The sequence below is a fragment of the Pseudoalteromonas sp. HL-AS2 genome (genome assembly GCF_031198805.1).
In the GTDB taxonomy this organism is placed as follows: Bacteria; Pseudomonadota; Gammaproteobacteria; order Enterobacterales; family Alteromonadaceae; genus Pseudoalteromonas; species Pseudoalteromonas nigrifaciens.
In genome coordinates this window covers 2,899,053-2,920,672 of the sequence record NZ_CP133571.1, presented here as the reverse complement: position 1 = coordinate 2,920,672, position 21,620 = coordinate 2,899,053, and the positions used below count along the sequence as shown (strand labels likewise).

At 41.3% G+C, this 21,620-nt stretch carries 15 protein-coding genes and 3 rRNA genes; 9 read left to right on the top strand and 9 right to left on the bottom strand.

Translation table 11 applies throughout. The features are described from left to right. Position 1 precedes the first annotated feature (1 nt). The 6 genes from RB215_RS13540 to RB215_RS13515 form a co-directional block, all read right to left on the bottom strand. Positions 2-1,609 carry a DUF342 domain-containing protein gene (locus tag RB215_RS13540; protein WP_011329432.1) on the bottom strand — a complete coding sequence of 536 codons (1,608 nt, stop codon included), beginning with the start codon at positions 1,607-1,609 and terminating at the stop codon, positions 2-4. Between the two features lie 153 nt (positions 1,610-1,762). Further along, on the bottom strand, positions 1,763-2,155 hold the full coding sequence (locus tag RB215_RS13535) for a RidA family protein (protein WP_011329431.1): 393 nt from the start codon (positions 2,153-2,155) through the stop codon (positions 1,763-1,765). Positions 2,156-2,167: 12 nt separating this feature from the next. After that, the gene (gene spoT / locus RB215_RS13530) at positions 2,168-4,276 is read right to left on the bottom strand and encodes a bifunctional GTP diphosphokinase/guanosine-3',5'-bis pyrophosphate 3'-pyrophosphohydrolase (protein ID WP_011329430.1); all 2,109 of its coding nucleotides are present in this window, start codon (positions 4,274-4,276) and stop codon (positions 2,168-2,170) included. Positions 4,277-4,404: 128 nt separating this feature from the next. Beyond that, on the bottom strand, positions 4,405-4,680 hold the full coding sequence (gene rpoZ, locus RB215_RS13525; RefSeq protein WP_011329429.1) for a DNA-directed RNA polymerase subunit omega: 276 nt from the start codon (positions 4,678-4,680) through the stop codon (positions 4,405-4,407). Between the two features lie 125 nt (positions 4,681-4,805). Beyond that, a complete protein-coding gene (gmk, locus tag RB215_RS13520) occupies positions 4,806-5,426 on the bottom strand; it encodes a guanylate kinase (protein ID WP_011329428.1) in 621 nt (206 codons plus the stop codon). A 116-nt stretch (positions 5,427-5,542) separates the two neighbouring features. Beyond that, the gene (locus RB215_RS13515; RefSeq protein WP_309216564.1) at positions 5,543-6,403 is read right to left on the bottom strand and encodes a YicC/YloC family endoribonuclease; all 861 of its coding nucleotides are present in this window, start codon (positions 6,401-6,403) and stop codon (positions 5,543-5,545) included. A 163-nt stretch (positions 6,404-6,566) separates the two neighbouring features. On the opposite strand from RB215_RS13515, the gene rph reads away from it, so the two are divergent. The 9 genes from rph (at position 6,567) to RB215_RS13470 (ending at position 18,541) form a co-directional block, all read left to right on the top strand. Beyond that, on the top strand, positions 6,567-7,280 hold the full coding sequence (gene rph, locus RB215_RS13510; RefSeq protein WP_011329426.1) for a ribonuclease PH: 714 nt from the start codon (positions 6,567-6,569) through the stop codon (positions 7,278-7,280). Between the two features lie 18 nt (positions 7,281-7,298). Continuing rightward, the gene (gene pyrE, locus RB215_RS13505; protein ID WP_089368835.1) at positions 7,299-7,943 is read left to right on the top strand and encodes an orotate phosphoribosyltransferase; all 645 of its coding nucleotides are present in this window, start codon (positions 7,299-7,301) and stop codon (positions 7,941-7,943) included. 55 nt (positions 7,944-7,998) lie between these two features. Continuing rightward, positions 7,999-8,379, top strand: a complete 381-nt coding sequence (locus tag RB215_RS13500; protein WP_011329424.1) for a diacylglycerol kinase — start codon at positions 7,999-8,001, stop codon at positions 8,377-8,379. Between the two features lie 572 nt (positions 8,380-8,951). Next, a 16S ribosomal RNA gene (locus tag RB215_RS13495) occupies positions 8,952-10,487 on the top strand. A gap of 300 nt (positions 10,488-10,787) precedes the next feature. Continuing rightward, positions 10,788-13,676: ribosomal RNA gene (locus RB215_RS13490) — 23S ribosomal RNA — on the top strand. Between the two features lie 145 nt (positions 13,677-13,821). Then, a 5S ribosomal RNA gene (gene rrf / locus RB215_RS13485) occupies positions 13,822-13,936 on the top strand. Together the 16S, 23S and 5S rRNA genes form the textbook arrangement of a ribosomal RNA operon. Positions 13,937-14,271: 335 nt before the next feature. Beyond that, positions 14,272-14,634, top strand: coding sequence for a hypothetical protein (locus RB215_RS13480; RefSeq protein ID WP_182677586.1), 363 nt, complete (start codon positions 14,272-14,274; stop codon positions 14,632-14,634). Then, positions 14,634-16,970 (top strand): fatty acid cis/trans isomerase, encoded by a 2,337-nt coding sequence (locus tag RB215_RS13475; RefSeq protein WP_309217169.1) that lies wholly within the window; start codon positions 14,634-14,636, stop codon positions 16,968-16,970. The genes RB215_RS13480 and RB215_RS13475 overlap by 1 nt, the downstream gene beginning before the upstream one ends. Before the next feature lie 161 nt (positions 16,971-17,131). Next, positions 17,132-18,541: an ATP-binding cassette domain-containing protein gene (locus RB215_RS13470; RefSeq protein WP_309216561.1), complete on the top strand. Its 1,410-nt coding sequence runs from the start codon at positions 17,132-17,134 to the stop codon at positions 18,539-18,541. A gap of 47 nt (positions 18,542-18,588) precedes the next feature. On the opposite strand, the gene RB215_RS13465 is transcribed toward RB215_RS13470, so the two are convergent. Genes RB215_RS13465 through RB215_RS13455 form a run of 3 tightly spaced genes read right to left on the bottom strand, consistent with a single transcriptional unit; the run spans position 18,589 to position 21,606 of the window. Next, positions 18,589-19,467 (bottom strand): TraB/GumN family protein, encoded by an 879-nt coding sequence (locus tag RB215_RS13465; RefSeq protein WP_011329420.1) that lies wholly within the window; start codon positions 19,465-19,467, stop codon positions 18,589-18,591. Positions 19,468-19,517: 50 nt separating this feature from the next. Beyond that, positions 19,518-20,951, bottom strand: coding sequence for a HAMP domain-containing sensor histidine kinase (locus RB215_RS13460; protein ID WP_309216560.1), 1,434 nt, complete (start codon positions 20,949-20,951; stop codon positions 19,518-19,520). Then, positions 20,932-21,606, bottom strand: a complete 675-nt coding sequence (locus RB215_RS13455; protein ID WP_011329418.1) for a response regulator transcription factor — start codon at positions 21,604-21,606, stop codon at positions 20,932-20,934. Before RB215_RS13455 ends, RB215_RS13460 begins: the two co-directional genes overlap by 20 nt. Positions 21,607-21,620: the final 14 nt, after the last annotated feature.

Sequence of the window (21,620 nt, the reverse complement as noted above, 5' to 3'; positions counted from 1 at the left end):
TTTAATGCGTTTTAAATTCTACCTCAATTTTATTATTTTGTAGCTTTACACTACACGGAGGATAAGTTCGCGTTGTTTTGAGTACTTTATCAAAAATATGTATCACTACACCTGAATGTAAAACACTGTTAACTGCTAAATTGGCATTATTCAATAAATCATGTAAATTATTTTCTAGGTTTGATAAGCGCTTTTCTAACTGCTCGGCTTGTTGGCAGTAATGCTGTTGAGTCGCGCCAATTTTCCCAATAAGCATATTCTTTTTTTCTATATCCTTAAGTAAATCGGCTTTTTCTAATGCGGCTTGTAAGGTATCAAGTTGTTTATCGGTATTTGCTAAGTCTTGAAAGCAATTATCGGTATCAGCAGTGATTTCGGCCCCCGATGCAGCTAAGTTAATGACCATTTTTGCCCCCGATTCATTGCCTATTTCCCCAGCAATAAGGGTTGTTGCATTTAGCACTTCTCCGCCAAACAGTCTACCCTTGGGGAGCTCTGCTTGACCAACTTGTAGTAGATTAACAGCCTTTATTGAGCAGTGACTTGCTTGGCGTTCAATGAGTATATTAGTTGCTTCAAGGTAGCTATATTGTGCATGTGAAATATAGATGTCACCTTTGCAGTTGAGCGTGCAAGAGAGTGATTTATCTTCAGGTTTATAATGGCCAATAATCCCTTGTTTTACGGTAATGTTACCATCGGCTGTTAACTGTGCAGACTCAACAGTACCAAAAATAGTAATATCGCCTTTAGCCTTTACTCGCATACCTGGCTCAATGTTGCCACTAACAATAACGCTGCCATTAAAATCAATATGACCACTTTTTACTGTAACTTCCGATATGGTAAAAATATCATCAACACGCATGCCATTATTTATTTCAACCGGTACACCAGCAATAGTAGAGACAAGTTCAAGTGGGTTAGATTTTGATATTTCAGTGCCTTCACCAGAAACTAAAGAAAGTATCTCGCCTGATTTAGCTGGGAGTAAGTCGCCAAGTACATTAAACCCTTCTTTACCTGGCGTGGCTGGTTGCTGGCGAATAAGTGTTTCGCCGGGGCTTACACTGGCTAATTTACCAAAGTCGCGCATATCAACACTGCCATCATCTTTTAGTTTTGGTGTTTTTAGACGATCTTTAAGGGTTTTTACTAAAGTATTAAATTTAGTATCTTGGCCATCAATAGGTAATCTGCCTTTAGCCAAAATGCCTTTAGTTGAGCTTCCGGCAGGCATTTCAAATTGTTTTTGCAGGAGTTTTTCTAAAAAAGCTTGTTTATAACCTCTTGCTACTCGCGCTTTTACCAGCTGCATTTTTGCATCATCTAAACTAAGAACATTACCGCCTTGAGCTAGTGTTAATTCGCCAATAGCGAGCATTTTGTCATCACTAATAGTCACGCTTAATATTGCATCGTGTTTAGTTGCTACTACTAAGATAGGCTCAGGGTTTTTACTTTTAAAAAAGTTATTTATAGAGTCATAATCTATTTTACAATCACAAAAATTCGACTCTTCTAGTGCTTCAATTATAAAAGCGGCTGAAGGGGGCGAGTGCTTACCGATATCAAGTAATACATTTCCATTATGAGCAAGCTTAAACACGAGTTAATCCTTTTTACTATCAAAGTTAAGTTTGTTTATATGACAGAATAATAGAGTGCTAGAAATTTACTTTTGAGTCAAGAATTGAGGGTAATAATGCGCAGGAAGTAGCAGAATAAGAGCTATAGCTTTGGCTATAGCTCTTAGAATAAATTAGTTAGTTGAAGGTAACTCCATAATTCCATCAATTTCAACTTGTACATTTTTAGGTAAAGCTCTTACACCAATAGCTGCACGGGCAGGGTATGGTTTTTTAAAGTATTGGCTCATTACTTCGTTAACTATTGCAAAGTTAGATAAGTCGGTAAGGTAAATATTCACTTTTACTAAGTCTTGAATTTGACCACCTGCTTCTTCACATACCGCAGCAATATTTTTAAATACTTGGTGTGTTTGCTGCGCAAAGTCTTCTGATATGACTTCCATCGTCTCAGGTACTAAGGGTATTTGACCAGATAAATAAACAGCAGTGCCTACTTTAACTGCTTGGCTATAAGTGCCAATTGCAGCAGGTGCTTTGTCGGTAGAGATAAATGCTTTATTCATGTGTTTCCTATTTTACTTTTTACGATAGACCTTTTGCACATCAGGCATCACACGAATGCGACGCATAATATTAGCAACATGGATACGGTTTTTAACGGTAATCCCTAAATCTATCACGTATAAATTACTTTCTTTTTCATCGGTGGCAATTTCTACAATATTAGCTTGTGTTGTCGCAACCACATTAGTTAACTTAGCGAGTGCACCTTGGTGGTTAATAATTTCAACACGTAAAGCCGCAATATATTCTTTTTCAGGGTTGTCATCCCATTTAACCACTAAGTATTTAGAGCGATCATTTTCCCACCCACGAATGTTTTTACATTCTTGGCGATGAACTGTTAGTCCTTTACCTTGGCTGATGTGTGCAGTAATAGCATCACCAGGAACAGGGCGGCAGCATTTAGAATAGTTAACCAGCATACCTTCAGTACCAATAATGGTTGCCTTAGCTTGCTTGGCAATATTGGCTACATCACCATCCTCGTTTTGCAATAAACGCTTTGCAATTAGCATACTCATTAAATTTCCAGAACCAATCTCAACTAATAACGCTTGTACTGTAGTGAGCTCATGCTCTTTAAGTACTCTGTCGATATTTTCTTGGGCAATACTGTCGAGCTTACTTTCGCCCAATGCAGAATCGAGTAAACGTCGGCCTAAAAGGAGTGCTTCTTCGTGATGCTGGCTTTTAAGGTAATTACGAACCCCTAAGCGCGCTTTACCTGTAACAATAAAGTTTAGCCAAGTTGCATTAGGGTGAGCGCCAGAGCTGGTAATTATTTCTATCGTTTGCCCTGTATCAATTGGTTTACTCAACGGGTAAGGTTTGCGATTAACACGTGCGCCAACACAAGTGTGGCCCACGTCAGTATGTACCGCATAAGCAAAATCAACCGCTGTTGCGCCCATAGGTAGCTCAATAATACGACCATCAGGTGTAAATACGTAAATTTCTTCAGGGAATAATTCAGTTTTTACATTTTCAACAAACTCAAATGACGAGCCAGCGCTTTGCTGTAACTCTAATAGGCTTTGCATCCATTGGCGTGCACGTTGCTGTGCAGTACTTCCAGCGCCACCATCATTTGCTTTTTTATACATCCAATGTGCAGCGACCCCTTTATCTGCCATATGATCCATGTCATGGGTACGGATCTGAATTTCAACCGGAATCCCATGCGGACCCACCAAAGAGGTATGTAAAGACTGGTAGCCATTTGTTTTTGGCACGGCAATATAATCTTTAAAGCGTGTTTCAATTGGTTTATATAAATTATGCGCTACGCCTAAAACGCGATAACAGATATCCATAGATTCAACCGCGATTCTAAACGCATAAATATCCATTACTTCATTAAATAGCAGCTCTTTATTAAGCATTTTTTTATAAATGCTATAAATATGCTTTTCGCGGCCAGACACAGTTGCCTTTATTCCTGATTGCTCAAGACGCATTTCTATTTCGTTTTGAATGTTAGAAATAACTTCCTTGCGATTACCTCGCGCTTTAGCTACTTCAGATTTAAGTGCACGATGACGCATCGGATATAAAGCCTGAAAACCTAAGTCTTCTAGCTCATTTTTAATATCATGAATACCTAAACGATTGGCTATTGGCGCATAAATTTCTAATGTTTCGCGGGCAATACGGCGGCGCTTATCAGGGCGTAGTGAGCCTAATGTGCGCATATTGTGCGTACGATCGGCAAGCTTGATTAAAATAACCCGAATATCTTGGGTCATTGCCATAATCATTTTGCGGTAATTCTCAGCTTGGAATTCTTTTTTATCTTTAAAGCTAAGTTTATCGAGCTTACTTACCCCTTCAACTAATTCAGCAACAGTATCACCAAAAATTTCAGCTAAGTCTTGCTGGCTAAAATTAGTATCTTCAATAACATCATGCATCAACGCAGCCATAAGTGTTTCATGGTCAAGATGCATACTTGCAAGAATTTGGCTTACTTCAACAGGATGAGTTATGTAGGGCTCGCCACTTGAACGAGTTTGTCCTTCATGGGCCTCTCGGGCTACCACATAGGCTTTTTGCACCAGCTCAACGTCGGCGGCTGGCAAGTATTCTGAGATTTTCTTTTTAAGACCTTCAAAAAGATACATTCACACTCCAATGTTCTTGTGAAGCAAATAGGAAACGGTAAGTTAAGAATATACGATGAAAAGACAGGATTGCCAACGGCTAGTGAAGAAATACTGCGCCGTTGGCTAAAATCAGACCGGGAGGTCGATTATTGGTTGCCACCAACAATAGCAGCAACAGCAGCTAATTCAGCTGCTTCTTGATGTTGTTGCTCTTCACGATCAATAACGTCCATTGATGAGCTATCTACCAAACCTAATTCAATTTCACGTAAAGCAATTACCGTAGGCTTATCGTTTTCAGGGTCTACTAGTGGTCTTTTACCACCAACAGCAATTTGACGGGCACGACGGGCCGCAACTAAAATTAAGTCAAAACGATTACCAATTGCATCTACTGCATCTTCAACTGTTACGCGGGCCATCTCAGCACTCCAAAATAATTTAAAAGCAAAGGCGTAGTTTACTGCAAGCAGCCTGTTTCGCCAATAGCCAGTGGTTAATTTTTATCTGTTTTACTTGCTTAATAGCAATATATGCAAAGCTTACATTATTTAAGTAAGCTATTTAGTAAACTTTGATGACGAACGCTTTGCATTTTTAATGTTAAACGCTGCGCCATAACAATTGTTTCTATGTCGGTTAGTGCAGTATCAAAGTCATCATTAACAATTACAAAGTCGTATTCGTTGTAATGTGACGTTTCTGATTGCGCTTGTGCCATACGCCCAGCAATAATTTCTTGCGAGTCTTGGCCGCGGTTATTCAAACGTTGCTCTAGCTCTGCCTTTGAAGGCGGTAAAATAAAAATAGTTTGTACACTAGGCATAATTTTACGCACTTGCTGCGCACCCTGCCAATCAATATCTAAAAACACATCAATACCAGCATCTAGTTGCGACTCAATAGCTTGTTTTGAAGTGCCATAGTAGTTATCAAACACTTGCGCCCATTCAAAAAAGTCATCTTTAGTTATGAGTGCTTTAAATTCATCGGTTGATACAAAATGGTAATGTACACCATTCTCTTCACCAGGTCGTTTAGCGCGAGTCGTGTGTGATACAGATACCTTCATATCCGTATGCTTTTTCAATAACGCATTTATTAAGCTTGATTTACCCGCTCCCGATGGTGCCGATAAAATAAATAAGTTTCCGCGAGTTTGAGCCATGTTTTTCTCTATCTAAAATAAATAGGCTTGAGTTATAAATAACTCAAGCCTTTAATAACACTATTGCACTTTAATTAACTCTTAGTGCTCAATTTTAAGGCTTGAACATTAAAGCATTACTCAATATTTTGAATTTGCTCACGCATTTGCTCAATCAGCACTTTCAGCTCTACAGCGGCAGTAGTAATGTCACTATTGATAGACTTAGATGCTAATGTGTTTGCTTCGCGGTTAAACTCTTGCATCATAAAGTCTAAACGACGACCACATGCCCCGCCTTTTGTAAGAGTTTTTTTGGTTTCTTTAACATGCGACTTTAAGCGATCTAATTCTTCAGCCACATCTTGTTTTTGGGCTAAATAAATAAGCTCTTGTTCAAGGCGTGATTCGTCAATATTAGCCGTTAAATCTTCGAGTTTTTGCGCTAACTTTTCGCGCTGCCATTTGGCAATTTCAGGCATGTGCGTTTCTACAATAGCTACTTGCTCTAAAATAGCTTCAAGGCGAGTAGCTATCATCTCTTGTAGGTTTTCACCTTCATCACCACGTGCAGATTTAAAATCTTCTACTACTTGGTCAAAGCCTGCAATAAGTGCAGTATTTACACTATCCATATCAAGCTCTTGTGCTTCCATAACACCAGGCCAGCGTAGTATATCAACTGGGTTAATGTCACCATCACTGTGTTGTTGTACCCACTTAGCACTATTTATTAGCTGCTCTGCAAGTGCTTCATTAATTGACAGCTCGCCAACATGCGCAGGGTTTGCTACAAACTTTAAGAAAACTTCAACTTTACCGCGTTGTAAATGTTTACGTAAGCGCTCACGAATTACTGGCTCCATGCCACGAAATTGCTCTGGTGCACGAATAAATGTTTCAAGGTAGCGCTGGTTCACTGAACGAACTTCCCAAGTGCCGGTGCCCCAATCGCCTTTTATTTCGCGACGCGCGTAAGCAGTCATACTGTGGATCATGGATAGTTTCCTAAAATTAATAAATACAATATTACAATGATTATACCGTAACACTGCTTAAGCTCTAGGGAAAATTTAATAGACTGAATATTTTACAATCAGCATGGCATCTACACCGACATGCACTTATAATGTCGCAAATTCTGAATTAAGGGGATCGTCAATGCGTCCAAGCGAAAGAACAGCTAACCAAATTAGACCTGTTACATTTACACGTAATTATACTTTGCATGCAGAAGGCTCAGTACTTGTTGAGTTTGGTAATACTAAGGTGCTTTGTACTGCCACAGTTGAATCGGGTGTACCTCGTTTTATGAAAGGCCAAGGTAAAGGTTGGATCAATGCAGAATACGGTATGTTACCGCGTGCAACGCACACACGTAATGCCCGTGAAGCGGCGCGTGGAAAGCAGGGCGGTCGTACTATGGAAATTCAACGCTTAATTGCGCGTGCACTTCGTGCTGCTGTTGATTTAAAAGCGCTTGGCGAAAACACTATTACTATTGATTGCGATGTTATTCAAGCTGATGGCGGAACACGTACCGCATCTATTAGTGGTGCCTGTGTTGCATTAGTTGACGCACTTACGCATATGCGTGCTAAAGGGATGATCAATTCAAACCCACTTAAATACATGATTGCAGCAATTTCGGTAGGCATCTATAAAGGCCAAGCCATTAGTGATCTAGAGTACATAGAAGATTCAGCAGCAGAAACCGATATGAACGTCATTCTGACCGAAACCGGCAAAATTATCGAAATTCAAGGAACTGCCGAAGGTGAACCGTTTTCGTTCGACGAACTCGATGAGTTACTTACATTAGCTAAGCACTCTATTCGTGAAATTATCGACGTACAAAAGCAAGCATTAGCATAACGCAAAGGATCACTGTATATGAAAGATTATCAAATAGAGTTTATTGAGTTCGCTTTAGAAAAGCAGGTATTAAAGTTTGGTGAATTTACTTTAAAGTCAGGCCGCACTAGCCCGTACTTTTTTAATGCTGGTTTATTTAATACAGGACGAGATTTAGCGCGTTTAGGCCGTTTTTATGCTGCAGCATTAGAAGATGCCGCCATTGAGTACGATGTATTATTTGGCCCTGCTTATAAAGGTATTCCTATTGCAACGACAACCGCAGTTGCTTTAGCAGATCATTACAATAAAGATGTACCTTATTGTTTTAATCGTAAAGAGAAAAAAGCACACGGTGAGGGTGGCACATTAGTAGGCTCTGAACTTAAAGGTAAAATCATGCTAGTGGATGATGTGATCACCGCCGGCACTGCTATTCGTGAGTCGATGGAAATTATCGCAGAGAATGGCGCAGATCTAAGTGGTGTATTGATCGCCCTTGATCGCCAAGAAAAAGGTAAAGCCGAGTTATCAGCTATTCAAGAAGTTGAACGAGACTTTAATACCAAAGTCATCTCTATTGTAAAACTAGCAGATCTAATTAGTTACCTTGAAACCCAAGGGACTATGGATCAGCATTTAGCCTCAGTTAAAGCTTACCGCGACCAATATGGTGTAGCGTAAATAAAAGCCTCGCAATGCGGGGCTTTATTTTGACCTTCATTTATAGAGTTTATTAATGAAAGATGTATTAAAACCAAATGGCCTCGGTCTCAAGCGTGTTTTTAAAGCAAGCTATTGTTCGTACCTTGGCTTTAAAGCCGCGTTTAAAGAAGAAGTCGCATTTAGACAAGAGCTACTCCTATGCATTATTTTGTTACCACTATCATTTTGGTTAGCTTCGTCATTACTTCATTGGGCACTACTTGTTAGTACGCTACTGATCATGCTTATAGTCGAATTATTAAACTCCGCAATTGAAGCCCTAACCGATCGGGTAAGCACAGAGCGGCATGTATTATCAGGTAGAGCCAAAGATATGGGATCTGCAGCAGTAACACTTGCATTGTCGATCGTCGTGATCATCTGGGGCATTAGCCTTTATATAAAGATCGTTTAACCCTACCTTTAAATATGAGAAGGTATAAAAATATCTTTAGTTGTTAATAGCTTGCTAGTTATGTTGTATTTTTAACGTTTTTAGCTCAAATACTCAGCGAACAGCAGTTTATTTCAAGTTTTCTTTAAAAAACAGTTGATCTGTTTTCGGATCTCCCTATAATGCGACCCCACTGAGAAGGGAAACGCCGAAGCATAGCAAGGCAGCAACTACTCAGAGAGTTAAATAAAACTTCGGTTTTAAATTGTCGAAAGAAAGTTTAAAACTAAGTGTTGACTCGAAAAATAAAGGGTGTATTATACGCATCCCTTGAGACGCTAAAGCGACTCAAAACGTTCTTTAACAATATAAAGCAATCATCTGTGTGGGCACTCGTACAGATTGAGTTCTAACAGCCAAACTATTTACTCTTTATGGGTAATTAGCGAGGCAAAAAAATTAGAGTCTCAATTGAAAACTGAGTGACCAACAGAAGTAACTTATTTATAAGTTGCTTCGGCACAGTCAATTCAATATCGAAAGATATTAAAAAATTCAGAATTCATTGAGCTGTCGAAAGACATAAAACTTTTTAATTGAAGAGTTTGATCATGGCTCAGATTGAACGCTGGCGGCAGGCCTAACACATGCAAGTCGAGCGGTAACAGAAAGTAGCTTGCTACTTTGCTGACGAGCGGCGGACGGGTGAGTAATGCTTGGGAACATGCCTTGAGGTGGGGGACAACAGTTGGAAACGACTGCTAATACCGCATAATGTCTACGGACCAAAGGGGGCTTCGGCTCTCGCCTTTAGATTGGCCCAAGTGGGATTAGCTAGTTGGTGAGGTAATGGCTCACCAAGGCGACGATCCCTAGCTGGTTTGAGAGGATGATCAGCCACACTGGGACTGAGACACGGCCCAGACTCCTACGGGAGGCAGCAGTGGGGAATATTGCACAATGGGCGCAAGCCTGATGCAGCCATGCCGCGTGTGTGAAGAAGGCCTTCGGGTTGTAAAGCACTTTCAGTCAGGAGGAAAGGTTAGTAGTTAATACCTGCTAGCTGTGACGTTACTGACAGAAGAAGCACCGGCTAACTCCGTGCCAGCAGCCGCGGTAATACGGAGGGTGCGAGCGTTAATCGGAATTACTGGGCGTAAAGCGTACGCAGGCGGTTTGTTAAGCGAGATGTGAAAGCCCCGGGCTCAACCTGGGAACTGCATTTCGAACTGGCAAACTAGAGTGTGATAGAGGGTGGTAGAATTTCAGGTGTAGCGGTGAAATGCGTAGAGATCTGAAGGAATACCGATGGCGAAGGCAGCCACCTGGGTCAACACTGACGCTCATGTACGAAAGCGTGGGGAGCAAACGGGATTAGATACCCCGGTAGTCCACGCCGTAAACGATGTCTACTAGAAGCTCGGAGCCTCGGTTCTGTTTTTCAAAGCTAACGCATTAAGTAGACCGCCTGGGGAGTACGGCCGCAAGGTTAAAACTCAAATGAATTGACGGGGGCCCGCACAAGCGGTGGAGCATGTGGTTTAATTCGATGCAACGCGAAGAACCTTACCTACACTTGACATACAGAGAACTTACCAGAGATGGTTTGGTGCCTTCGGGAACTCTGATACAGGTGCTGCATGGCTGTCGTCAGCTCGTGTTGTGAGATGTTGGGTTAAGTCCCGCAACGAGCGCAACCCCTATCCTTAGTTGCTAGCAGGTAATGCTGAGAACTCTAAGGAGACTGCCGGTGATAAACCGGAGGAAGGTGGGGACGACGTCAAGTCATCATGGCCCTTACGTGTAGGGCTACACACGTGCTACAATGGCGCATACAGAGTGCTGCGAACCTGCGAAGGTAAGCGAATCACTTAAAGTGCGTCGTAGTCCGGATTGGAGTCTGCAACTCGACTCCATGAAGTCGGAATCGCTAGTAATCGCGTATCAGAATGACGCGGTGAATACGTTCCCGGGCCTTGTACACACCGCCCGTCACACCATGGGAGTGGGTTGCTCCAGAAGTAGATAGTCTAACCCTCGGGAGGACGTTTACCACGGAGTGATTCATGACTGGGGTGAAGTCGTAACAAGGTAGCCCTAGGGGAACCTGGGGCTGGATCACCTCCTTATACGATTTAGAACTTATTTGTTCGTAGTGTCCACACAGATGATTGTTAATTAGTGCTTGTCCTTTGGGATAACTAATTAATATGCTCTTTAAAAATTTGGAAAAGCTGATAATAAAATTCTGATGAATAACATTGTTATTTATCAAGAGTTTTCAAAAGTAAAAAAAGAATGGTAGCAGTACCATTCAGTGCCATTTAGTTAACTCTTAGGAGTTGATTGATTGGTATCTACTTTAGTATTCAATATTGACTTCTGACGAAGTTAAACTGTCACAGAACAAAGACCCGTTTGGGTTGTATGGTTAAGTGACTAAGCGTACACGGTGGATGCCTTGGCAGTTGGAGGCGATGAAGGACGTATTAACTTGCGATAAGCCTAGTCAAGCTAGTAAAAAGCACTTGAGACTAGGATTTCCGAATGGGGAAACCCACCTGCTTGCAGGTATCGTTAACTGAATACATAGGTTAACGAGGCGAACGCGGAGAACTGAAACATCTAAGTACCCGTAGGAAAAGAAATCAACCGAGATTCCGAAAGTAGCGGCGAGCGAAATCGGAACAGCCCTTAAGCTTATTATGTGTTAATGGAAGGCTGCTGGAAAGCGCCACGATACAGGGTGATAGTCCCGTACATGAAAAGACATTTTAAGTGAAATCGAGTAGGTCGGAGCACGTGAAACTTTGACTGAATATAGGTGGACCATCATCTAAGGCTAAATACTCCCAACTGACCGATAGTGAACCAGTACCGTGAGGGAAAGGCGAAAAGAACCCCTGTGAGGGGAGTGAAATAGAACCTGAAACCGTGTACGTACAAGCAGTAGGAGCCCACTTGTTGGGTGACTGCGTACCTTTTGTATAATGGGTCAGCGACTTATATTTTGTAGCGAGGTTAACCGATTAGGGTAGCCGTAGGGAAACCGAGTCTTAACTGGGCGAATAGTTGCAAGGTATAGACCCGAAACCCGGTGATCTAGCCATGAGCAGGTTGAAGGTTGAGTAACATCAACTGGAGGACCGAACCCACTAACGTTGAAAAGTTAGGGGATGACTTGTGGTTAGGAGTGAAAGGCTAATCAAACCGGGAGATAGCTGGTTCTCCCCGAAATCTATTTAGGTAGAGCCTCGGACGAATACTTACGGGGGTAGAGCACTGTTAAGGCTAGGGGGTCATCCCGACTTACCAACCCTTTGCAAACTCCGAATACCGTAAAGTAATATCCGGGAGACACACGGCGGGTGCTAACGTCCGTCGTGAAGAGGGAAACAACCCAGACCGCCAGCTAAGGTCCCAAAGTCATAGTTAAGTGGGAAACGATGTGGAAAGGCCCAGACAGCCAGGAGGTTGGCTTAGAAGCAGCCATCCTTTAAAGAAAGCGTAATAGCTCACTGGTCGAGTCGGTCTGCGCGGAAGATGTAACGGGGCTAAACTATGCACCGAAGCTGCGGATTCATCTTAGGATGAGTGGTAGGGGAGCGTTCTGTAAGCCGTTGAAGGTGTACCGGGAGGTATGCTGGAGGTATCAGAAGTGCGAATGCTGACATGAGTAACGATAATGGGAGTGAAAAACTCCCACGCCGGAAGACCAAGGGTTCCTATCCCATGTTAATCAGGGTAGGGTAAGTCGACCCCTAAGGCGAGGCCGAAAGGCGTAGTCGATGGGAAACAGATTAATATTTCTGTACTCGATATAATTGCGATGGGGGGACGGAGCAGGCTAAGCAAGCATGGCGTTGGTAGTCCATGTGAAAGTGAGTAGGGCGTTTGTTTAGGTAAATCCGGACGAACATTAAACCTGAGACACGAGACGAGTCACCAAGGTGATGAAGTTGCTGATGCCATACTTCCAGGAAAAGCCTCTAAGCTTCAGATTATATGGAATCGTACCCCAAACCGACACAGGTGGTCAGGTAGAGAATACTAAGGCGCTTGAGAGAACTCGGGTGAAGGAACTAGGCAAAATCGTACCGTAACTTCGGGAGAAGGTACGCTCCTATCTGTGATGAGACTTGCTCTCTAAGCGGACGGGAGCCGCAGTGACCAGGTGGCTGGGACTGTTTATTAAAAACACAGCACTGTGCAAAATCGCAAGATGACGTATACGGTGTGACACCTGCCCGGTGCCGGAAGGTTAATTGATGGGGTTATCCTTAGGGAGAAGCTCTTGATCGAAGCCCCGGTAAACGGCGGCCGTAACTATAACGGTCCTAAGGTAGCGAAATTCCTTGTCGGGTAAGTTCCGACCTGCACGAATGGTGTAACCATGGCCACGCTGTCTCCACCCGAGACTCAGTGAAATTGAAATCGCAGTGAAGATGCTGTGTACCCGCGGCTAGACGGAAAGACCCCGTGAACCTTTACTACAGCTTGGCACTGAACATTGAACCTACATGTGTAGGATAGGTGGGAGACTTTGAAGATGAGACGCTAGTTTTGTTGGAGTCAACCTTGAAATACCACCCTTGTAGTTTTGATGTTCTAACGTTGGCCCCTGAATCGGGGTTACGGACAGTGCCTGGTGGGTAGTTTGACTGGGGCGGTCTCCTCCTAAAGAGTAACGGAGGAGCACGAAGGTTGGCTAAGTACGGTCGGACATCGTACGGTTAGTGTAATGGTAGAAGCCAGCTTAACTGCGAGACAGACACGTCGAGCAGGTACGAAAGTAGGTCATAGTGATCCGGTGGTTCTGAATGGAAGGGCCATCGCTCAACGGATAAAAGGTACTCCGGGGATAACAGGCTGATACCGCCCAAGAGTTCATATCGACGGCGGTGTTTGGCACCTCGATGTCGGCTCATCACATCCTGGGGCTGAAGTCGGTCCCAAGGGTATGGCTGTTCGCCATTTAAAGTGGTACGCGAGCTGGGTTTAGAACGTCGTGAGACAGTTCGGTCCCTATCTGCCGTGGGCGTTTGAGAATTGAGAGGGGTTGCTCCTAGTACGAGAGGACCGGAGTGAACGAACCGCTGGTGTTCGGGTTGTCATGCCAATGGCATTGCCCGGTAGCTACGTTCGGAACTGATAAGCGCTGAAAGCATCTAAGCGCGAAGCAGGCCTCGAGATGATTTCTCACTAGAGCTATAAGCTCTCTGAAGGGCCGTTGGAGACTACAACGTTGATAGGCAAGATGTGGAAGTGCTGTGAGGCATTAAGCTAACTTGTACTAATTACCCGTGAGGCTTAACCATACAACGCCAAACGCGTTTTATGTGACAGTTCAAGTAAGAAGTTAATATGACTAAAGTAGATATTTACGCAAAGACTTAAAAAATATTATCAGATATTTTCCAAATTCAGTTAATTTGTAGTGATACGAATTAACGCCCTAATTTGCTTGGTAACAATAGCGTTTTGGACCCACCTGACCCCATGCCGAACTCAGTAGTGAAACGAAACAGCGCCGATGATAGTGTAGCATTTGCTATGTGAAAGTAGGACATTGCCAGGCTCCAAATTGTAGAAAGCCCGACTAGAAATAGTCGGGCTTTTTTACGTCTGCAGAAAAGTGAAGTGTGGGTGAATAATGTACACAAGTCTCCCGCGTAGGTTGGGCGAGCGTAGCGATACCCGACACTAAAATCATAAAAAACATCACCACCGGCGAATAAGGTTAAACTTAACTTGTGAGTATGATTGAATTGATAATGTAGTTATTCGTTTTTTATCACTAAATACAGCACATAGGCGTAGTTACTGTTGATAACTTTCGCTAATTTTTGATCTTATTATTTGCTATAATCGTTTTATAAATAGCCTGCATAGCCGTATTGAGAGATCAGCACAATGGAATTTGAACAAGATAGCACTTTAACCCTTCCTTTATTTCTTTTTGATGACACTTTAAGTGACAGAGATTTAGAGCAACCTGACTTTGAAATTTCACTGCCACTTGATGACGAATTACTGACTCAACTATGTCAAAACCCTAGTGAAGACAGCAGTATAGCAATTAGTGTTGAGAGCTATCAGCTAACCATAATTAATCCTGAGCTGGCAGATATTGCAGAGCAACAGCATGATGCACAATTAACTTTAACCCGCGGGCCATTATTAAGTGCAGTACTGATTACAGCAGATCAACAAACATTTGTTTCTCCACAAATGGATATGATGCCTACGTTTGATTTAGGCGATGAGGACGAATGATGAGAAAAGTCGTAATAAGTACGCTAATACTGATTATTTTAAGTGGCTGTGCGTATTTAGGTAATGCTCATTACAATGATTTATTTGGCCCTGAGCAAACACAAGATCGTATGGTTTTACATAGTACAATTGAGGGGGCTGATTTTTTACAAAATGTAAAGCCAGTGCTTGATACACGCTGTGTAGTTTGCCACGGTTGCTACGATGCACCATGTCAGCTTAAGCTCTCATCTCCCGAAGGCATTGATAGAGGTTTAAGTAAAGAGCTGGTCTATGATGGTACGCGTTTATTAGCCACTACACCGAGCCGTTTGTTGTTTGATGCAGATGATACCCAGCAATGGCGTGATAAAGGTTTTTCGCCGGTGCTAAATGAGCGCGAGCAAAGCATAGAAGCAAACTTAGCAGGCAGTGTGTTATTTAATAGCTTAGTGCTAAAGCAAAGCTCTGATATTGCTAACAATGAAGTACTTGATGATGATGATTTTGATTTTTCGTTAAGTCGCTCTCAAACCTGTGCCACTATGGGAGAGTTTGATAGGTTGGCGGATGATCAACCACATGGTGGTATGCCTTATGGTTTGCCAGGCGTATCGCGTGAGGAATTTAAGCACTTACAAAATTGGCTGAAAAACGGTGGTAAAATGGCCAATATTGCACCGCCAACAGCGTTTGAGCTACAACAAATTAAGCGTTGGGAAGCATTTTTAAATCAAGATAGTTTAAAGTATCAGCTTTCTGCGCGTTATATTTACGAGCATTGGTTTTTAGCAAACATCTATTTCACTCCAGAAAACACGCAAACCTTTTTTAAATTAGTGCGCTCAAGTACACCACCCGGTGAAGATATTAAACTCATTAGCACACGTCGTCCTTATGATGATCCTAATGTTGAACGTGTTTACTATCGAATGATGCATGAACGCTCAACTATTTTGTCAAAAACACATTTGCCACTTAAATTAAATGATGCAAAGCTAACGCGTTTATATCAGCAGTTTATAGAGCCTGAATATACGGTAGCGAGCATGCCAAGCTATGAGCCAAAGGCTGCCTCTAATCCTTTTAAAACCTATGAAGTGATTCCAATCGACTCAAAATATCAGTTTATGCTTGATGAAGCTGAGTTAATAATTATGGGCTTTATTAAAGGGCCGGTTTGTCGTGGGCAAATTGCACTTAACGTCATAAATGATCATTTTTGGGTTGCATTTGCTGATCCTAAAAAAGTGGCTACTCCTGCTGTAGGTGAAATGCTGATTCAGCACGAAGATGCGCTTGAGCTACCTGCCGCTGAAGAAAGTAACGCATTAGCGATTAAAAGCTGGATTAAATATTCGGTGCGCGAAAAACGTTACTTAAAAGCTAAAGTTGAGCTGGCTAATGAGCTGTTTAAAAATGGCGATCACTTAACCACTAGTTTATTGTGGAAAGGTGATGGTGTTAATAAAAATGCTGCGTTAACTGTATTTCGTCACTCAGACAGTGCTACGGTTGTGAAAGGCTTAATTGGACAAGAGCCTAAAACTATGTGGGTGCTTGATTATGCTTTATTTGAGCGCATTCACTATTTATTGGTTGCTGGATTTGATGTATACGGCAATGTAGGGCACCAACTCGTTACACGTTTATATATGGATTTTTTACGTTTAGAGGGAGAGGGTAACTTTCTTGGCCTATTACCTGAAGATAAACGAGAGCAAATTAAAAGTAGTTGGTATCGTAAGTCACCGCCTAGCTTATCTAAGTTCTTTAAAAGTAACCAAGAGTTTAGCCAACCTAGCGGAATAGTTTATAAAACCGATGATCCGCAACATGAGCTTTATGGCTTAATTAAAACGGCATTATCGCCCGTACTTAGCGAGCATTACGATTACACTAGCGTTTCTGGGCCATTAGCAAGTATTAATACTATGCCTGTTAAGGCAATTAACTTATTGCCACCTGTATCTTATGTATTGGTTAAGCAAACAGACAATAGCCATAAAGCGTATACCATTATTCATCATAACGCACATTACAATATCTCTAGCTTACTTAACGAAGAAGGTCAGCGAGCTTTTGAAGAAGATACTGTCACTCTAGTTCCTGGTTTTATTGGGGATTATCCAAGTGCTATTTGGTATTTAAATAATCAACAGCAAGTTGCAGCATTTGCAGAGCAGTTACCACTGATGCAAATTGAAGCTGATTATCGTGCGTTAAAATCTAAGTTTGGCATTCGCCGTACTCATCCACAATTTTGGCAGTATAGCGACATTTTACATCGGGCTGCTAAGCAGTATCGTGGTGTTGAATACGGTATGTTTGACTATAATCGCTTAGAAAACCGCTAGTTTTAATGAACTAAACGCAAGCCCAGCACTAAGTTGCTGGGCTTTTTTTATTGCTTGCTGCTTATTACTTGAAATAATTTACAGTGCAGGAAATAGCGGTTGCTTCGAAGTTTAACTTTGCGGTAATTTAAATTAAGTAGAATAAATAATAAGAGTAAACAGTGCAGTCAATTCAGCTTCAAGCATTTAGTGGCTATTTACAAGGCCAAGGGCAAAGTCGTTACCATATTAATGACCTAAGTTGGCAGGTTAACCAAGGCGAGCATTGGTTGTTACTTGGCGCTAATGGTGCCGGCAAGTCAGCTATTACTGCTGCGTTAGCTGGCGAAGCTAAGCACAGTAGTGGTAAGCGCAGTTGCAGTATAGATGCTGTGCAATTGGTTTCATCTGATGCGCAAAAACAGCTTATTAATAAAGAACTAAAAAATGACAAACAAAGCTCAGTGAAAGAGCTGTTATTGGGTACAGCCAATTATGATGTCGATTTGGCGCTGCGTTTAATTAACATATTAGACTTTGAGAAATTACTAGCTCGTCATTTTAGAGAGCTTTCAACCGGTGAAACTCGAAAGTTATTATTAATTAAAGCGCTGAGTTCGCGGCCTAATTTAGTGGTGCTTGATGAACCCTTTGACGGGCTTGATGTAGAGTCGAGTACTGCGCTTAATGTCATTTTGGCGCAATTAAGTGAATATATTAGTTTTGTGTTTGTAGTGAATCGTGTAGACGAAATTCCTGCTTTTATTACTCATTATGGTTATGTAAATCAAGGGTGTTTACAGTCTATTTTAGCGCATCCAAATGCAGAGCAAGTAGCCGATTTACTCAAGTTACTGCACTTAGAGCACAGCCAACTGAATATTCCAGAGCGAGATAGCGCGCAAGTTCAAGGGGTGTTTACGGGCAATACCTTGGTAAAGCTAAGCCAAGCAAGTGTAAGTTATAGTGGTTTGAGTATTTTTACAGGGCTTGATTGGACTATTAATAAACATCAGCATTGGCAGTTAAGTGGTAAAAATGGCTCAGGTAAAACCTGCTTATTAAATTTAATTACTGGCGATAATCCGCAGTGTTATAACAACAATATTGAAGTGTTTGGCTTTAAGCGTGGCACGGGGGAGAGTATTTGGGATATAAAGCAACATATTGGCTTTATATCGAATGCGCTACACATGGATTATAGGGTGAGTATTTCGGCATTAAATACTATTGTTTCTGGCTTTTACGACAGTATAGGTTTGTATCAAACCCCAAGTGATGCACAAATTAATATTGCCAAACAATGGCTCGCGTTAATAGGTTTGGAGGAGCAATATAATACCTCGTTTACTCAGTTATCGTATGGCGATCAGCGATTGTTACTTATTGCCCGCGCTATGGTTAAGCACCCAACTTTGCTTATTTTAGATGAGCCCTGTTTAGGGTTAGATGAGGCAAACCGACAGCGAGTGCTATTATTGATTGAAAAAATATGCGCCGCAGGCAGCAGCACGGTAATTTATGTAAACCATCATGCGGCAGATAAAATTAACGGTATAGAGAATTACTTAAAAATGGAAGATTTTAATTAAAACTGAGAGAAAGGTTGAATGAAAAATCACTCAACCTATTTTTTATTTTAAAGACGAGTAACGTTAAAACCTTTATCTTTTAATTGTTTAAGTAAGCCGTGTTGTTCAGGTAAGTGCAGTGCGCCGACGGCAATAAATAGCTGCTCGTTTACTAAACGTGGTGTTAGTTGTTTAATCCAGTTGTTGTTGCGGTTAATGAGCATTACTTGCTCACTAATTTCACCGTAATTACTATCATCAAAACTAGTATTGTAATAATTGGTTAGAGTTTGCATATCGCCATTTTTCCAGGCATCAACTAGCTTAATAAAATAGGTATTAATGTCGGCAAGCTGCTCAAAGGTTTCTGCAATCATTTCATTACTTAATAATTCCATACCATCAAACATTTGTAGTTGTTGTTCAAGAGTCTCCAGCTCCCCTACTTTAATATCTTTATTTTTGGCGTAAGCGAGTACTTGCTTATCAATACCTGTTTTATCTGAATAACCGGCATTTTGAAACTCAATTTGCATCATAGTTACCATTACCGCCCATGGCTTTAAGCCATTAAACATAGCCACATCAATCGACTTTTTGGCAAAATAATCTTTAAGTTTATTGTAATTTTCTGCAGAGAGCTCAGTTTGCAATGTTTTACCGTTTTTTAGTAGCATGAATGGCATAGAGCGCTGCTGCATTTGCAGTGGCGTTAGTTTGTTTATATCTACCTCTACAATAACTTGAGAGCTTGCATCAATTGCATCAGTTACATTTTTAGGCAAGCCTTGCATGCTGGCGTCGCCTACGTGCACAGTGCCAAATAAATAGGAATTAACTCCGTTTTTTTCTATTTTGTATAACGCAGGAGCAGCATAGCTGTTAAGGCTAAATGTTATAAGTAACGCCACAATAAAAAAGTGGCTAATACGAGTAAGAGCATTCATGGTTTGTCCTTAAAATCTCAAAAATTAGTAGTGTAAATACTAACCTAAATTTACCCGGAGGGCAGCGTTAATATAAACGTTAGCGTATTGTTTTCGGTATTACTAGCCGTAATAGTAAAGCCATTTAAGTTACATAAGCTCTGCACAATAGATAACCCTAAACCGTGACGGTGGTTATTAGTTCTAGATGAATCTAGCTGATAAAGCGGGTCGAAAATAGCTTGTAATTGTTGTTCGCTCAATACTGTAGCCACTTTATTACTTAATGAAATGATAGTGGATTTTGGGTTACTTACGGCACTTAATTCGATGTTGTGCTGCGTTAAACCATAAAATAACGCGTTATCTATTAAATTACATAAAATAGTATTAAGGCTAAACTCGTCAGCAATAATGGTTACATTATTTGCAATAGTATTATTTATACGGGTGGCAATATTAGGGTGTTTAAAGGTTAGCTCATTAATTGTTTGTTTGAGCAAATTATTTAAAACGATAGTTTGCGCGTTTAATTCTATGCTGCTAGTTGAGCGCTGCAATAAGAGCAGGTTGTTTACAATGGTTTTCATACGCTCAGAAATACTGAGTACGTCACTGGTATAGGTATCGCTAATACGCTTGTCATCTGGGTATTTAAGTGCGACCTCGGATAAGCTTATTAGCTCTGCAATGGGAGTTTTAAGCTCGTGCGCTATATCGCTGGTAAGGCGTTTTTCATTACTATAAAGCTGCTGATTAGTAGTAATGAATTTATTGAGTTCATTGCGTATAGGCTCTATTTCTTCTACTTTAAAGTCGCTTTCTATAGTTTGTGCCACGGTTGTAATATCGAGACGTTTTATTTGCTCGTTCAGGTTGTGTAGCGGAAATAGCCCTTTATTTACAATGCGTGTAACCAAGTAGCGCACGCCAAATACACCAATCACACAGGTGAGAATAAACACCACATCAATAATGATCAGTACTTTATTAAGCTCGGCCGTTGGGGCTGCTATTGCCAGGGTCATACTGTTAATAGTAGCTGATGCGTTGGTGTTTCTAATATCTTTTTTAGCAACAAAGTGGCTTATAAGTACTCGGCCGCTTTGTCCGTTAGGTAAGTCGTAATCAATTATTTTAGATTCGTTTATAGGTAGTTCTAAAAAAGGCAGTTGAGTGTTTTTATACAGTTGTAACGATTGAGAGCGCTCAAACACCTCGCTGCCATGCCATAATTGGTAAAACTCACTGGCGTCGGCTTGTTCGTATTCCGACATAAATTTACCCGAAAATTCAAACTCAACTTTACCGTTGTCATCCTCTACTAAGGTTTTTAAGTAGTTAGCTTTATTAGTGAGGGATTGATTAAACTGCTCCTCTACCCAAGAATCTACACTTAAATCAACAGTTAAAAATATAGTGAATAATATAACGGAGATCACCGCGCTAATATTATTAACGAGTTTACGTTTTATTGAGTGACTTTTACTTTGTTGTTGCGACATAACCAAACCCACGTTTATTTTTTATAGGGAGTTCGCCATCAAACTGTCTTACTTTTTTACGTATGGTTGATATATGTGCTTCAAGCGCATTTTTAGAGAGCATATCGAACTGACCGACCACCGCTTCACTTATAAGCTCCAGCCCTAATACTCGCTCGGGGGCATTAAATAAGCACTCTATTATTTTGTATTCATTACGAGTGAGTTCAATGGCATGTTGCTGGTAATGAAGTGTTTTTAGCGAAAGATCTAATACACAGTCACCTACGGTAAGCGTATTTTGTTGGTTTTGCAGTGAACCACGGCGAAGTAGCGCAAGCACGCGAGCGTGAAGTTCTTCAAACGAAAACGGCTTAGTTAAATAATCGTCAGCCCCTTTCATAAGGCCATTTATTTTATCTTGCGGCTCACTACGAGCAGATAAAATAAGTACACGGCTTTGGTTATTACTGCTGCGCAATGCTTGCAAAATACTCATGCCATCTACACTCGGTAGCATTAAATCAAGTAATATTAGGTCGTAGTTTCCACTAAGTGCCATGCTTAATCCTTCTGAGCCGTCACCGGTTTCATCTACGGTAAAACCAAGGTTGCCAAGGCCTACTTGCAGGCTGCGCCTTAGTGCTTCTGAGTCTTCAATAACGAGGATGTTCATCTTTGCTCGATTTG

Excerpts from the sequence above, each read along its gene's own strand:
- spoT (WP_011329430.1), bottom strand. The coding sequence starts at position 4,276 with ATGTATCTTTTTGAAGGTCTTAAAAAGAAAATCTCAGAATACTTGCCA.
- RB215_RS13515 (WP_309216564.1), bottom strand. The coding sequence starts at position 6,403 with ATGATCCACAGTATGACTGCTTACGCGCGTCGCGAAATAAAAGGCGAT.
- rpoZ (WP_011329429.1), bottom strand. The coding sequence starts at position 4,680 with ATGGCCCGCGTAACAGTTGAAGATGCAGTAGATGCAATTGGTAATCGT.
- RB215_RS13480 (WP_182677586.1), top strand. The coding sequence starts at position 14,272 with ATGGAATTTGAACAAGATAGCACTTTAACCCTTCCTTTATTTCTTTTT.
- RB215_RS13475 (WP_309217169.1), top strand. The coding sequence starts at position 14,634 with ATGAGAAAAGTCGTAATAAGTACGCTAATACTGATTATTTTAAGTGGC.
- rph (WP_011329426.1), top strand. The coding sequence starts at position 6,567 with ATGCGTCCAAGCGAAAGAACAGCTAACCAAATTAGACCTGTTACATTT.
- RB215_RS13535 (WP_011329431.1), bottom strand. The coding sequence starts at position 2,155 with ATGAATAAAGCATTTATCTCTACCGACAAAGCACCTGCTGCAATTGGC.
- gmk (WP_011329428.1), bottom strand. The coding sequence starts at position 5,426 with ATGGCTCAAACTCGCGGAAACTTATTTATTTTATCGGCACCATCGGGA.
- RB215_RS13500 (WP_011329424.1), top strand. The coding sequence starts at position 7,999 with ATGAAAGATGTATTAAAACCAAATGGCCTCGGTCTCAAGCGTGTTTTT.
- pyrE (WP_089368835.1), top strand. The coding sequence starts at position 7,299 with ATGAAAGATTATCAAATAGAGTTTATTGAGTTCGCTTTAGAAAAGCAG.
- RB215_RS13465 (WP_011329420.1), bottom strand. The coding sequence starts at position 19,467 with ATGAATGCTCTTACTCGTATTAGCCACTTTTTTATTGTGGCGTTACTT.
- RB215_RS13455 (WP_011329418.1), bottom strand. The coding sequence starts at position 21,606 with ATGAACATCCTCGTTATTGAAGACTCAGAAGCACTAAGGCGCAGCCTG.
- RB215_RS13460 (WP_309216560.1), bottom strand. The coding sequence starts at position 20,951 with ATGTCGCAACAACAAAGTAAAAGTCACTCAATAAAACGTAAACTCGTT.